At 60.5% G+C, this 13,456-nt stretch carries 10 protein-coding genes; all 10 read left to right on the forward strand.

Annotated features, from left to right (window positions below; genetic code table 11):
- The 10 genes from lpxB (at position 1) to ispD (ending at position 13,269) form a co-directional block, all read left to right on the forward strand.
- Positions 1-1,131, forward strand: a complete 1,131-nt coding sequence (gene lpxB / locus HDC30_RS26270) for a lipid-A-disaccharide synthase (protein WP_221303520.1) — start codon at positions 1-3, stop codon at positions 1,129-1,131.
- A gap of 8 nt (positions 1,132-1,139) precedes the next feature.
- A complete protein-coding gene (rnhB, locus tag HDC30_RS26275; protein ID WP_027611036.1) occupies positions 1,140-1,766 on the forward strand; it encodes a ribonuclease HII in 627 nt (208 codons plus the stop codon).
- Between the two features lie 76 nt (positions 1,767-1,842).
- Positions 1,843-5,364 (forward strand): DNA polymerase III subunit alpha, encoded by a 3,522-nt coding sequence (gene dnaE, locus HDC30_RS26280; RefSeq protein ID WP_183785772.1) that lies wholly within the window; start codon positions 1,843-1,845, stop codon positions 5,362-5,364.
- 139 nt (positions 5,365-5,503) lie between these two features.
- The gene (locus HDC30_RS26285; RefSeq protein WP_064586192.1) at positions 5,504-6,451 is read left to right on the forward strand and encodes an acetyl-CoA carboxylase carboxyltransferase subunit alpha; all 948 of its coding nucleotides are present in this window, start codon (positions 5,504-5,506) and stop codon (positions 6,449-6,451) included.
- Between the two features lie 133 nt (positions 6,452-6,584).
- A complete protein-coding gene (tilS, locus tag HDC30_RS26290; protein ID WP_183785774.1) occupies positions 6,585-7,913 on the forward strand; it encodes a tRNA lysidine(34) synthetase TilS in 1,329 nt (442 codons plus the stop codon).
- A 274-nt stretch (positions 7,914-8,187) separates the two neighbouring features.
- Complete coding sequence (locus tag HDC30_RS26295; RefSeq protein ID WP_003222153.1) at positions 8,188-9,819, forward strand: CTP synthase; 1,632 nt, start codon at positions 8,188-8,190, stop codon at positions 9,817-9,819.
- A 4-nt stretch (positions 9,820-9,823) separates the two neighbouring features.
- Positions 9,824-10,669 carry a 3-deoxy-8-phosphooctulonate synthase gene (gene kdsA / locus HDC30_RS26300; RefSeq protein ID WP_007954807.1) on the forward strand — a complete coding sequence of 282 codons (846 nt, stop codon included), beginning with the start codon at positions 9,824-9,826 and terminating at the stop codon, positions 10,667-10,669.
- Between the two features lie 156 nt (positions 10,670-10,825).
- A complete protein-coding gene (eno, locus tag HDC30_RS26305) occupies positions 10,826-12,115 on the forward strand; it encodes a phosphopyruvate hydratase (RefSeq protein ID WP_003222156.1) in 1,290 nt (429 codons plus the stop codon).
- 171 nt (positions 12,116-12,286) lie between these two features.
- Positions 12,287-12,565, forward strand: a complete 279-nt coding sequence (gene ftsB, locus HDC30_RS26310) for a cell division protein FtsB (RefSeq protein WP_007964293.1) — start codon at positions 12,287-12,289, stop codon at positions 12,563-12,565.
- A complete protein-coding gene (gene ispD, locus HDC30_RS26315) occupies positions 12,562-13,269 on the forward strand; it encodes a 2-C-methyl-D-erythritol 4-phosphate cytidylyltransferase (protein WP_027611041.1) in 708 nt (235 codons plus the stop codon). The genes ftsB and ispD overlap by 4 nt, the downstream gene beginning before the upstream one ends.
- Positions 13,270-13,456 lie beyond the last annotated feature (187 nt).

Genomic DNA, 13,456 nt, shown 5'->3' on the forward strand with positions numbered 1-13,456 from the left:
ATGGCCAGTCTGCGTATTGCGCTGGTGGCGGGCGAAGCTTCCGGCGACATTCTGGGCGCCGGCCTCATGCGCGCCCTCAAGGCTCAACATCCGGCAGTCGAGTTCATCGGTGTCGGCGGTCCGTTGATGCAGGCCGAGGGCCTGACGTCTTATTTCCCCATGGAACGTCTGTCGGTCATGGGGCTGGTGGAAGTCCTTGGGCGGCTGCGCGAGCTGCTCAAGCGCCGCAAGGAACTGATCGCCGCGCTGATCGCCGAGAAACCGGATGTGTTCATCGGCATCGACGCTCCCGATTTCAACCTCAACATCGAACTCAAGCTGCGTCAGGCCGGGATCAAGACCGTGCATTACGTCAGCCCTTCGGTGTGGGCGTGGCGCCAGAAGCGTGTGCTGAAGATTCGCGAAGGCTGCGATCTGATGCTCACCCTGTTGCCGTTCGAAGCAAAATTCTACGAAGAGCAGGGCGTGCCGGTGCGGTTCGTCGGTCATACGCTGGCCGATACCATTCCGTTGCAGGCCGATCGCGCCGCAGCGCGTGCCGAACTCGGCTTGCCCGACGGGCCGCTGGTGGCATTGATGCCCGGCAGTCGCGGCGGTGAAGTTGGCCGTCTCGGTGCGCTGTTCCTGGATACTGCCGAACGTCTGCGGGCCATGCGCCCCGGGCTGCGCTTCGTCATCCCGTGCGCCAATGCCGAGCGTCGCGCTCAGCTCGAAGAGTTGCTGGTTGGCCGCGACTTGCCAGTAACCCTGCTCGACGGCAAGTCGCATCTGGCCTTGGCGGCGTGTAACGCGGTGCTGATCGCCTCCGGCACGGCGACGCTGGAAGCGTTGCTGTACAAGCGACCAATGGTCGTTGCGTATCGCCTGGCGCCGCTGACCTTCTGGATTCTCAAGCGCATGGTCAAGAGCCCGTACGTGTCGCTGCCGAACCTGCTGGCCCAGCGTCTGTTGGTGCCGGAATTGTTGCAGGATGATGCGACAGTCGAGGCCCTGGCCCAGACGCTGTTGCCATTGATCGAAGGCGGCGAAGAGCAGACCCGAGGCTTCGACGAAATCCACCGCACCCTGCGGCTGGATGCTTCCAATCAGGCGGCGGATGCCGTCCTCAACCTGATCGGTCAGAAACAATGAGCAAGACGATGCAGATGGGCCTGGATTTCACCCTGGTCGCCGAAGTCGAAGAACTGGTGGCCGGTGTCGACGAAGTCGGTCGTGGCCCGTTGTGCGGCGCAGTGGTGACGGCGGCGGTGATCCTCGATCCGAACCGGCCGATCCTCGGCCTCAACGACTCGAAGAAACTCACCGAAGCCAAGCGCGAGAAACTCTACGACGAGATCATCGAGAAATCCCTGAGCTGGTGCATTGCTCGCGCCGAAGTCGAGGAAATCGACGAGCTGAACATTTTGCACGCGACCATGCTCGCCATGCAGCGCGCGGTGGCCGGGCTGCATATTCAGCCGAAACTGGCGATGATCGACGGCAACCGCTGCCCGAAACTGCCGATGCGCGCCGAAGCGGTGGTGCAGGGTGACGGCAAGGTACCGGCCATCGCTGCCGCGTCGATTCTGGCCAAGGTCAGTCGCGACCGTGAAATGGCGGCGTTCGAACTGATCTACCCGGGGTACGGCATCGGCGGTCATAAAGGCTACCCGACGCCCGTTCATCTGGAAGCGTTGGTGCGCCTTGGCCCGACCCCGATTCACCGGCGCTCCTTCGCCCCGGTGCGTCAGGCTTACGAGGCGCTTGAAGGCCTGACGCAGGTTTAGGCGCAAGGCTGATGTTTTGTTCGAGGCCCGGTACAATCCGGGCCTTGTTGTCTCTATGTAACTGGACAGGATCACTATGCCGGCTTCATTCGTTCATCTACGCCTGCACACTGAATACTCCCTGGTCGACGGGCTGGTGCGGATCAAGCCACTGGTCAAGGCGCTGACCGGCATGAACATGCCGGCCGTGGCGGTCACCGATCAGAACAACATGTGTTCCCTGGTCAAATTCTATAAAAACGCCATGGGCGCCGGCATCAAGCCGATCTGCGGCGCCGACCTGTGGCTGTCGAACAAGGATCCGGACGGGCCATTGAGCCGGATCAGCCTGTTGGTGATGAACGCCAAGGGTTATCGCAATCTCACCGAGCTGATCTCGCGCGGCTTCATCGACGGCCAGCGCAACGGCATGATCATCATCGAGCGTGAATGGGTCGCCGAGGCCAACGAAGGCCTGATCATGCTGTCCGCCGCCAAAGAAGGCGAGATCGGCATGGCCATGATCAGTGGCAACCCGGACGAAGCCGAAACGCTGGCGCGCGAATGGATGGCGGTGTTCCCGGATCGTTTCTATCTGGAGATCCAGCGCACCAATCGTCCCAACGACGAAGAGCAACTGCACGGTGCCGTGGCCCTGGCCGACAAGCTCGGCGCGCCGCTGGTGGCGACCAACGATGTGCGTTTCATCAAGCAGGAAGACTTCGCTGCCCACGAAACCCGCGTGTGCATCGGTGAGGGCCGTGCCCTCGACGATCCGCGGCGTTCGAAGAATTACAGCGACCAGCAATACCTCAAAAGCGCCGAGGAAATGGCCGAGCTGTTCAGCGACATTCCCGACGCGATCGAAAACACCGTCGAGATCGCCAAGCGCTGCAATATCGACGTGAAGCTGGGCAAGCACTTCCTGCCCGACTACCCGATTCCCGATGGCATGACCATCGACGAATATTTCCGCAAGGTGTCGTTCGACGGTCTGGAAGACCGCCTCAGCGTACTACTGCCCAAGGACACCACCGAAGACTACGAGGCCAAGCGTCAGGTCTATGTCGACCGGCTGAATTTCGAGCTGGATATCATCATCCAGATGGGCTTCCCCGGTTATTTCCTGATCGTGATGGACTTTATCCAGTGGGCCAAGAACAACGGTGTGCCGGTGGGCCCGGGCCGTGGGTCGGGTGCCGGCTCGCTGGTGGCCTATGTGCAGAAGATCACTGACCTCGATCCGCTGGAATACGACCTGCTGTTCGAACGTTTCCTTAACCCGGAACGGGTCTCGATGCCCGACTTCGACGTCGACTTCTGCATGGACGGTCGTGACCGGGTGATCGACTACGTGGCCGAGAAATACGGTCGCAACGCGGTAAGCCAGATCATCACCTTCGGTTCCATGGCCGCCAAGGCTGTGGTGCGCGACGTGGCGCGGGCCCAGGGCAAGTCATTCGGCCTGGCGGATCGTCTGTCGAAGATGATTCCGTTCGAAGTCGGCATGACCCTGGAAAAAGCCTACGAGCAGGAGGAGATCCTGCGCGATTTCATCAAGGTCGATGAGGAAGCGGCGGAAATCTGGGAGATGGCGCGCAAGCTTGAGGGCGTGGTGCGTAACGTCGGCAAGCACGCCGGTGGTGTGGTAATCGCCCCGACCAAGCTGACCGACTTCTCGCCGATCTATTGCGACGAGGCCGGCGATGGCCTGGTGACCCAGTTCGACAAGGACGACGTCGAGGCGGCCGGTCTGGTGAAGTTCGACTTCCTCGGCCTGCGGACCCTGACGATCATCGACTGGGCGCTGAAAACCATCAACCGTGACCGCGCCAAGGTCAACGAGCCGCCGCTCGATATCGCGTTTATCCCGCTGGATGACAAACCGACTTATCAGCTGCTGCAAAAAGCTGAAACCACCGCGGTATTCCAGCTCGAATCCCGGGGCATGAAAGAGCTGATCAAAAAGCTCAAGCCTGACTGTCTCGAAGACTTGATCGCACTGGTGGCCCTGTTCCGTCCGGGCCCGCTGCAATCGGGCATGGTGGATGACTTCATCAACCGTAAGCACGGTCGCGCCGAATTGGCTTATCCGCATCCGGATTACCAGTATGAAGGCCTGCAGCCGGTACTGGCGCCGACTTACGGCATCATTCTGTATCAGGAACAGGTGATGCAGATCGCCCAGGTCATGGCCGGTTACACCCTCGGTGGTGCGGACATGCTGCGTCGGGCGATGGGTAAGAAAAAACCCGAGGAAATGGCCAAGCAGCGCGGCGGCTTTATTGAAGGTTGTGCGTCGAACAATATCGACGCGGATCTTGCCGGTAACATTTTCGACCTGGTGGAAAAATTCGCCGGTTACGGCTTCAACAAGTCCCACTCCGCTGCTTACGGCCTGGTGTCGTACCAGACTGCCTGGCTGAAAGCCCACTACCCGGCGCCATTCATGGCAGCGGTGCTTTCGGCGGATATGCACAACACCGACAAGGTCGTGACCTTGATCGAGGAAGTGCGCACGATGAAGCTGCGCCTCGACGCGCCGGACGTGAACACTTCGGAGTTCAAGTTCACGGTGAACGACGAAGGCCGCATCGTGTACGGCCTGGGCGCGATCAAAGGTGTCGGTGAAGGTCCGGTGGAAGCGATTACCGAGGCTCGTCAGGCCGGTGCGTTCAAGGATCTGTTCGACTTCTGCGCCAGGGTCGACCTCAAGCGCATCAACAAGCGCACGCTGGACGGTTTGATCCGCAGCGGCGCGCTGGATCGCCTCGGGCCGTACTTCCACGATGAACAAAAGGCTTATCAGGCCAATATCGACCGCAACCGCGCCGTGCTGTTGGCGGCGATGGAAGAGGCGATCAAGTCGGCCGAGCAGACCGCACGCACCCGCGACAGCGGCCATGCCGACCTGTTCGGCGGGCTGTTTGTCGAGGAAGACGCGGACGTCTACGCGACGCACCGCAAGGCCAAGGAGCTGACCCTCAAGGAGCGGCTCAAGGGTGAGAAAGACACTCTGGGCCTGTACCTGACCGGTCACCCGATCGACGAGTACGAAGGCGAGATTCGCCGTTTCGCCCGGCAGCGCATTATCGACCTGAAACCGGCCCGCGACACGCAAACCGTGGCCGGGATGATCATTGCCCTGCGGGTGATGAAGAACAAGAAGGGCGACAAGATGGGCTTTATCACCCTCGACGACCGCTCGGGGCGGATCGAGGCGTCGCTGTTCGCCGATGCGTTCCACTCCGCGCAGTCACTGCTGCAGACCGACGCGATGGTGGTGGTTGAAGGCGAGGTCAGCAACGACGACTTCTCCGGCGGCCTGCGCCTGCGGGTCAAACGGGTGATGAGCATGGAAGATGCACGGACCAATCTGGCCGAGAGCCTGCGCCTGAAGCTGCACACTCAGGACTTGAAAGGCGATCAGCTACGCTGGTTGGGTGAGCTGCTCAAGCGTCACCGCGGGGCGTGCCCGATCACCATGGAGTACACCAGCCCCGATGCGAAGACCTTGCTGCAGTTTGGCGAGACCTGGCGAATCGACCCGGCGGATGCGTTGATTCAAGCCCTGCGTGACCAGTTCGGGCGAGACAACGTCTTCCTCCAATACCGTTGACCGGCAAGTGCCATCATTGCGCTTGCCCACAACCTGAATTTTTAATCTCGACCTCAGCGCGCCTCTCCCTTAAGGTAGGGCGCGAATAGACAACCGGCCGGCCCAAGCTCATTTGGGACACGACCCAAGACGGACGCCTATGAACCCGAATTTTCTAGATTTCGAACAGCCGATCGCCGACCTGCAAGCCAAGATCGAAGAGTTGCGCTTGGTCGGTAATGACAATTCGCTGAATATCGGCGATGAGATCTCCCGCTTGCAGGACAAGAGCCGCACGCTGACCGAAGACATCTTCGGCAAGCTGACCAGCTGGCAGATCGCACGCCTGGCGCGTCACCCGAAACGCCCGTACACCCTCGACTACATCGAGCACATCTTCACCGAGTTCGACGAACTGCACGGTGACCGTCACTTCTCCGACGACGCGGCCATTGTGGGCGGCGTTGCACGTCTGGAAGACCAGCCGGTGATGATCATCGGCCACCAGAAGGGCCGTGAAGTGCGCGAAAAGGTACGCCGCAACTTCGGCATGCCGCGTCCGGAAGGCTACCGCAAGGCCTGCCGTCTGATGGAGATGGCCGAGCGCTTCAAGATGCCGATCCTGACCTTCATCGACACCCCGGGTGCTTACCCGGGCATTGACGCTGAGGAGCGTAACCAGAGCGAGGCTATCGCCTGGAACCTGCGCGTGATGTCGCGCCTGAAGACCCCGATCATCGCCACCGTCATCGGTGAGGGTGGTTCCGGCGGTGCACTGGCGATCGGTGTCTGCGATCAGCTGAACATGCTGCAATATTCGACCTACGCGGTGATCTCGCCGGAAGGTTGTGCTTCGATTCTGTGGAAAACCGCCGAAAAGGCACCGGATGCCGCTGAAGCCATGGGCATTACCGCCGAGCGCCTGAAAGGTCTGGGTATCGTTGACAAGGTGATCGGCGAGCCTCTGGGCGGCGCCCACCGTGATCCGGCCGCTGCCGCTGCGTCGATCCGTGCCGAGCTGAGCTCGCAGCTGGCGATGCTGAAGAAGTTCGACAACGAAGCGCTGCTCAAGCGTCGTTACGATCGTCTGATGAGCTACGGTCTCTGACAGATCTCGCAATACCCAATGTGGGAGCGGGCTTGCTCGCGAAAGCGGTATAACATTCGACAGATGTGTTGAATGTTGAAACGCCTTCGCGAGCAAGCCCGCTCCCACATTTGATTTGGGCCAAGAGAAAGATATGGGTCAGTCCGTGAGTGATCTGCCTTCCCGGCTTCTGCTGAACCTTGCAGCCTGGCGCAATGCCAGGACCTGGCGCGTGGCTTTCTCCGGCGGTCTGGATTCCACCGTCCTGCTGCATCTGCTTGCGCATCTCGCAAAACACCATTCCCTGCCGGCGCTCAGCGCCATCCATATCCACCATGGCCTCCAGGCTGCGGCTGATGCGTGGCCGGCGCATTGTCAGTCGGTCTGCGATGCGCTGGGCGTTTCTTTGCAAGTGATTCGGGTGTCAGTACAACCCGGCGCCAGTCTGGAGCGGGCGGCGCGGGAGGCGCGGTATGCGGCGTTCACCTCGCTGACGGAGGCGGATGACGTGCTGCTGACCGGGCAGCACCGTGATGATCAGGCCGAAACCCTATTGTTTCGTTTAATGCGCGGTGCCGGCGTTCGCGGACTTTCGGCGATGCCGGCGCAGCGACCGTTGGGGCAGGGCGCGCTGCTGCGGCCATTGCTCGACGTGACGCGCGCCGAGCTTGAGGCTTACGCCCGCGCGCATCAGTTGAACTGGATCGAAGACCCGTCAAACCAGGATCGGCAGTTCTCGCGCAACTACCTGCGCCATCAGGTGCTGCCGTTGCTCACCGCGCGCTGGCCGCAGGCGCAGGCGAGCATGGCCCGCAGCGCGGCGCACCTGCGTGAGGCGCAAGGCCTGCTCGATGAGCTGGCGCAGCTCGATCTGGCGCAAGCCGCCACGCCGAGCGAGTTTTCATGGCTGGGCCTACCGTCGCTGGAGCTGGCGCCGCTGACGAGTCTGTCCGCCGCTCGTCAGCGCAATGCACTCAGCCACTGGCTCGAACCGCTGACCCGGTTGCCCGACACTGACCATTGGTCGGGTTGGAACGACCTATGCGGTGCTGCCTGCGATGCTTCGCCGGTCTGGCGTCTGGCCGACGGTGAGCTGCATCGCAGCGCCGGCCGGGTATGGTGGTTGAGCGGCGACTGGCTGCGGGCGCCAGCAGTCAGCGTCGAGTGGCCTGAGCCATCGACGCCGCTACGCTTGGCGAATAACGGGCGTGTCATGTTCAGCGGGCAGACTCCCGTCGGGCCGCTGCGCATTGGCTATCGGCAGGGCGGCGAGCTGATGCATCTGGCGGGGCGCGGCCACCGCGATCTCAAGCGCCTGCTCAATGAGCGCGCGGTGCCGGGCTTCGTCCGTGGCAGATTGCCGCTGCTGTTTCGCGGCGCAGAATTGCTCGCCGTGGCGAACCTGCCGGGGCTTGACGGGCAGGAGTCGGACGGCTGGAAATTGCATTGGCAGCCAACAGACGAAGATCAAGGTTTGAGATGAAAGGGGCATTCCGGTAGACTACGCTCCCTTCTTGATACAACTTCTGTGGATTCGCCTGAATTGCAGGAGTTGCCGATTACCAAGCAGTCTTTGCTGGGCGATTCCAAAAAATGTGTAGCGAGCAACGTACCGGTGTTTCATCTGCCGGTCTGTCCCAACGCGGCGGTTTTTTTGAAAGGTGCACTGTGATTAATGCAGGTGATCGGGGGCTTCGGCCTTCCTTCGCTTTCCCCGGCGGCTCGTACCGCTTTAACGCAGACTTCTAGGGTTTTTCATGACGCGCTACATATTCGTCACGGGCGGTGTTGTTTCTTCATTGGGGAAAGGCATTGCCTCGGCTTCATTGGCGGCCATCCTGGAGGCGCGGGGGCTTAAGGTCACCATGCTTAAGCTGGATCCGTACATCAACGTCGACCCGGGCACCATGAGCCCGTTCCAGCACGGTGAAGTGTTCGTCACCCACGACGGCGCCGAGACCGACCTGGACCTGGGCCACTACGAGCGGTTCATCCGCACGACCATGACCCAGAACAACAACTTCACCACCGGCCGTGTCTACGAGCACGTGCTGCGTAAAGAGCGCCGTGGTGACTACCTGGGTGCAACCATCCAGGTGATTCCGCACATCACCGACGAAATCAAGCGTCGCATCATCAAGGGTGCCGGCGATGCCGACGTGGCCCTGGTGGAAATCGGCGGTACCGTTGGCGACATCGAATCGCAACCGTTCCTCGAAGCCATCCGTCAACTGCGTGTGGAAGTCGGTTCCAAGCGCGCGATGCTGATGCACCTGACGCTGGTTCCTTACATCGCCACCGCTGGCGAGACCAAAACCAAGCCAACCCAGCACTCGGTAAAAGAGCTGCGTTCGATCGGCCTGCAGCCAGACGTGCTGATCTGCCGCTCCGACCATCCGGTGGATGTGTCGTCGCGTCGCAAGATCGCGCTGTTCACCAACGTTGAAGAGCGTGCGGTGATCTCCCTGGAAGACGTCGACACCATCTACAAGATTCCGGCCGTGCTGCACGCTCAGGGTCTGGACGATTTCGTCGTCGAGCGTTTCGGCCTGCAATGCAATGGCGCCGACCTGTCCGAGTGGGAAAAGGTCGTCGATGCCAAGCTCAACCCAGAGCACGAAGTCACCATCGCGATGGTCGGCAAGTACATGGAACTGCTGGACGCCTACAAGTCGCTGATCGAAGCGATGAGTCACGCCGGCATCACCAACCGTACCAAGGTCAACCTGCGTTACATCGATTCCGAAGACATCGAGAACCAGGGCACTGCGCTGCTCGAAGGTGTCGACGCGATCCTCGTTCCGGGCGGCTTCGGTCTGCGTGGCGTGGAAGGCAAGATCACTGCCGTTCAGTACGCTCGTGAAAACAAGGTTCCGTACCTGGGCATCTGCCTGGGCATGCAAGTGGCGGTTATCGAGTTCGCCCGTAACGTGCTGGGCTGGAAAGACGCCAACTCCACCGAGTTTGATCGCGCCAGCGGCCATCCGGTCGTGGGTCTGATCACCGAGTGGGAAGACGCCACCGGCGCAGTTGAAGTGCGTACCGAAGCGTCCGATCTGGGCGGCACCATGCGCCTCGGCGCTCAGGAATGCCTGCTCGAAGCCGGCTCCAAGGTGCACGATTGCTACGGCAAGGACGTGATCGTTGAACGTCACCGTCACCGCTACGAAGTGAACAACAACCTGCTGCCACAAATCATCGAAGCCGGCCTGAAAATCTCCGGTCGCTCCGCTGATGCCGCGCTGGTTGAAGTGGTCGAAGCGCCGGATCATCCATGGTTCGTCGCTTGCCAGTTCCACCCGGAGTTCACCTCGACGCCACGTGACGGTCACCCGCTGTTCAGCGGTTTCGTGAAAGCTGCGTTGGCTCAACACCAGAAGAAGGCGTAACCCGATGGCACAGAAGATCATCCGCGTCGGCGACATCGAAATCGCCAACGACAAACCCATGGTGCTGTTCGGCGGCATGAACGTGCTGGAAAGCCGCGACATGGCCATGCAGGTTTGCGAAGAGTACGTGAAGGTCACCGAGAAACTCGGTATCCCTTACGTGTTCAAGGCCAGCTTCGACAAGGCCAACCGGTCTTCTGTGACTTCGTATCGCGGCCCTGGCCTGGAAGAAGGCATGCGCATCTTCCAGGACATCAAACAAGCCTTCGGCGTGCCGATCATCACCGACGTCCACGAGCCTGATCAGGCCGCGGTCGTCGCTGAAGTCTGCGACATCATTCAGCTGCCGGCCTTCCTGTCGCGCCAGACCGATCTGGTCGTGGCGATGGCCAAGACCAACGCTGTGATCAACATCAAGAAAGCCCAGTTCCTCGCGCCTCAGGAAATGAAACACATCCTGAACAAGTGCGTGGAAGCGGGTAACGATCAATTGATCCTCTGCGAGCGCGGTTCGAGCTTCGGCTACAACAACCTCGTGGTCGACATGCTCGGCTTCGGCATCATGAAGCAGTTCGAGTACCCGGTATTCTTCGACGTAACCCACTCGCTGCAAATGCCTGGCGGTCGTTCCGACTCCGCCGGCGGTCGCCGCGCCCAGGTCACCGATCTGGCCAAGGCCGGCATGAGCCAGTCGCTGGCCGGTCTGTTCCTCGAAGCGCATCCGGATCCGGACAACGCCAAATGCGACGGCCCTTGCGCCTTGCGTCTGGACAAACTGGAGCCATTTCTGGCCCAGCTCAAAGCCTTGGACGAACTGGTGAAGAGTTTTCCGACGGTAGAAACCGCGTAAAGCTCATTTCTCCGGTAAAGTACCGCACGATTTGTCGCACATGCCCTCGGGCATGTGCGTTGTCGTCTGCAAGCTGCCCGCTGCACACCACTTGCCGACGGTCAAAAGATTTCCTCTAGCTGCGTCGTTTTCGTCAACTTTGGAGTGTTTACAACAATGGCAAAAATCGTCGACATCAAAGGTCGTGAAGTTCTCGACTCCCGTGGCAATCCCACCGTGGAAGCGGACGTGCTTCTCGACAACGGCATCATCGGCAGCGCTTGCGCGCCGTCCGGTGCATCCACTGGCTCGCGTGAAGCGCTCGAGCTGCGTGATGGCGACAAGAGCCGTTACCTGGGCAAAGGTGTGCTCAAGGCGGTAGCCAACATCAACGGTCCGATCCGCGATCTGCTGCTGGGCACCGACCCAAGCGACCAGAAAGCCCTCGACCACGCGATGATCAAGCTCGACGGTACCGAAAACAAGGCAACCCTGGGCGCCAACGCCATCCTCGCCGTGTCCCTGGCTGCGGCCAAGGCGGCTGCACAGGACCAGGACCTGCCGCTGTACGCACACATCGCCAACCTGAACGGCACCCCGGGTGTGTACTCGATGCCGGTGCCGATGATGAACATCATCAACGGTGGCGAGCATGCCGATAACAACGTCGACATCCAGGAGTTCATGGTACAGCCGGTTGGCGCCAAGACGTTCTCGGAAGGTCTGCGTATGGGCACCGAGATTTTCCATCACCTCAAAGCTGTGCTGAAGGCCCGTGGCCTGAGCACCGCCGTTGGCGACGAAGGCGGTTTCGCACCGAACCTGGCGTCCAACGAAGACGCGCTGAAAGTGATCTCCGAAGCCGTGGCCAACGCCGGTTACAAGTTGGGCACCGACGTGACCCTGGCGCTGGACTGCGCGGCCAGCGAATTCTACGAAGACGGCAAGTACAACCTGTCCGGCGAAGGCCAGGTGTTCACCGCTGAAGGTTTCGCCGATTATCTGAAAGGCCTGACCGAACGTTATCCGATCATCTCGATCGAAGACGGTCTGGACGAGTCCGACTGGGCTGGCTGGAAGATCCTCACCGACAAAATCGGCGAGAAGACCCAACTGGTCGGCGACGACCTGTTCGTGACCAACACCAAGATCCTGAAAGAAGGCATCGATAAAAAGATCGCCAACTCGATCCTGATCAAGTTCAACCAGATCGGCACCCTGACCGAAACCCTGGAAGCCATCCAGATGGCCAAGGCTGCCGGTTACACCGCGGTGATCTCGCACCGTTCGGGCGAAACCGAAGATTCGACCATTGCCGACCTGGCCGTGGGCACTTCGGCTGGCCAGATCAAGACCGGTTCCCTGTGCCGTTCCGACCGCGTTTCCAAGTACAACCAACTGCTGCGTATCGAAGAGCAGTTGAATGGCAAAGCCAAGTACAACGGTCGCTCCGAGTTCCGCGGTTAAGCAGTAGATGGTAAAAAGACACCGGATTGTGTCGGAAAAGTCGTGACAGCGATGGATTTGCCACTAATCTGATGCCTTACATGCACAAGCCTGGATCTTCCAGGCTTCGTGCTATCAGACGTTTCAAAGTTTTGGCGTGGCTGTCTTTTTTCACTGGATACCTGATATTCGATGCGCAGTCCTTACTGGTTGTTTCTCGTTTTGCTCTTGCTGCTGGCCGGTCTGCAGTACCGCCTGTGGGTGGGCAATGGCAGTCTGGCGCAGGTCGCCGAGCTGAAGCAGCAGATTGCTGATCAGCACGCCGAGAACGAAGGCCTGCTGGAGCGCAATCGGGTGATGGACGCCGAAGTCAGCGAGTTGAAGAAAGGCATGGAGACCGTTGAAGAACGGGCTCGCCATGAGCTGGGCATGGTCAAGGACGGTGAAACCCTTTACCAGCTCGCGCAATGATCGATTCTCTGCCGGCCTTCTGGGCCGTGATTCCTGCCGCGGGCGTCGGTGCCCGAATGGCCGCAGACCGTCCCAAGCAATACCTGCAACTGGGCGGGCGCACAATTCTCGAACACAGCCTCGGCTGTTTCCTTGATCACCCGAGCCTCAAGGGGCTGGTGGTCAGTCTGGCGGTTGATGATCCTTATTGGCCAAACCTGGCTTGCGCCAGCGACTCGCGGATTCAGCGGGTCGAGGGTGGCACGGAGCGTTCCGGGTCGGTGCTGAACGCTTTGCTGCATTTGCATGCTCAGGGTGCCGATGACGATGACTGGGTGCTGGTGCACGATGCGGCACGGCCCAACCTGAGTCGCGACGATCTCGACAAGTTGCTGGTTGAACTGGCGGATGATGCCGTCGGCGGTCTGCTGGCCGTGCCGGCGCGCGATACCCTGAAGCGGGTCGACAAGCACGGTCGTGTGCTTGAAACCGTGGATCGCAGCGTGATCTGGCAAGCCTATACGCCGCAGATGTTCCGTCTCGGTGCCTTGCATCGGGCGTTGGCCGACAGTCTGGTGGCGGATGCGGTGATTACCGATGAAGCCTCGGCGATGGAGTGGGCCGGTCTGGCGCCGCGCCTGATCGAAGGGCGGGCGGACAACCTCAAGGTCACCCGGCCGGAAGACCTGGAGTGGTTGCGTCAGCGCTGGGCCAATCGCCGCTGATTGCTGTGGAGCCTGTCAGATTGCCTTCGCGAGCAGGCTCGCTCCCACAGGGGATCGGCGGTGCATGCAAATTCGGGATCAGGCGCAAATCAAATGTGGGAGATTCTATGTTGCTCAGCAACCCTAGAATCTCAAACTGATCGGTATTCGCCCTGATTCTTCATCAGGGTGAATGCCACTCGGCAGA

This window comes from Pseudomonas sp. JAI115 (assembly GCF_014200835.1).
GTDB classification, from domain to species: Bacteria; Pseudomonadota; Gammaproteobacteria; order Pseudomonadales; family Pseudomonadaceae; genus Aquipseudomonas; species Aquipseudomonas putida_A.

Excerpts from the sequence above, each read along its gene's own strand:
- rnhB (WP_027611036.1), top strand. The coding sequence starts at position 1,140 with ATGCAGATGGGCCTGGATTTCACCCTGGTCGCCGAAGTCGAAGAACTG.
- dnaE (WP_183785772.1), top strand. The coding sequence starts at position 1,843 with ATGCCGGCTTCATTCGTTCATCTACGCCTGCACACTGAATACTCCCTG.
- lpxB (WP_221303520.1), top strand. The coding sequence starts at position 1 with ATGGCCAGTCTGCGTATTGCGCTGGTGGCGGGCGAAGCTTCCGGCGAC.
- kdsA (WP_007954807.1), top strand. The coding sequence starts at position 9,824 with ATGGCACAGAAGATCATCCGCGTCGGCGACATCGAAATCGCCAACGAC.
- ispD (WP_027611041.1), top strand. The coding sequence starts at position 12,562 with ATGATCGATTCTCTGCCGGCCTTCTGGGCCGTGATTCCTGCCGCGGGC.
- ftsB (WP_007964293.1), top strand. The coding sequence starts at position 12,287 with ATGCGCAGTCCTTACTGGTTGTTTCTCGTTTTGCTCTTGCTGCTGGCC.
- tilS (WP_183785774.1), top strand. The coding sequence starts at position 6,585 with ATGGGTCAGTCCGTGAGTGATCTGCCTTCCCGGCTTCTGCTGAACCTT.
- HDC30_RS26295 (WP_003222153.1), top strand. The coding sequence starts at position 8,188 with ATGACGCGCTACATATTCGTCACGGGCGGTGTTGTTTCTTCATTGGGG.
- HDC30_RS26285 (WP_064586192.1), top strand. The coding sequence starts at position 5,504 with ATGAACCCGAATTTTCTAGATTTCGAACAGCCGATCGCCGACCTGCAA.
- eno (WP_003222156.1), top strand. The coding sequence starts at position 10,826 with ATGGCAAAAATCGTCGACATCAAAGGTCGTGAAGTTCTCGACTCCCGT.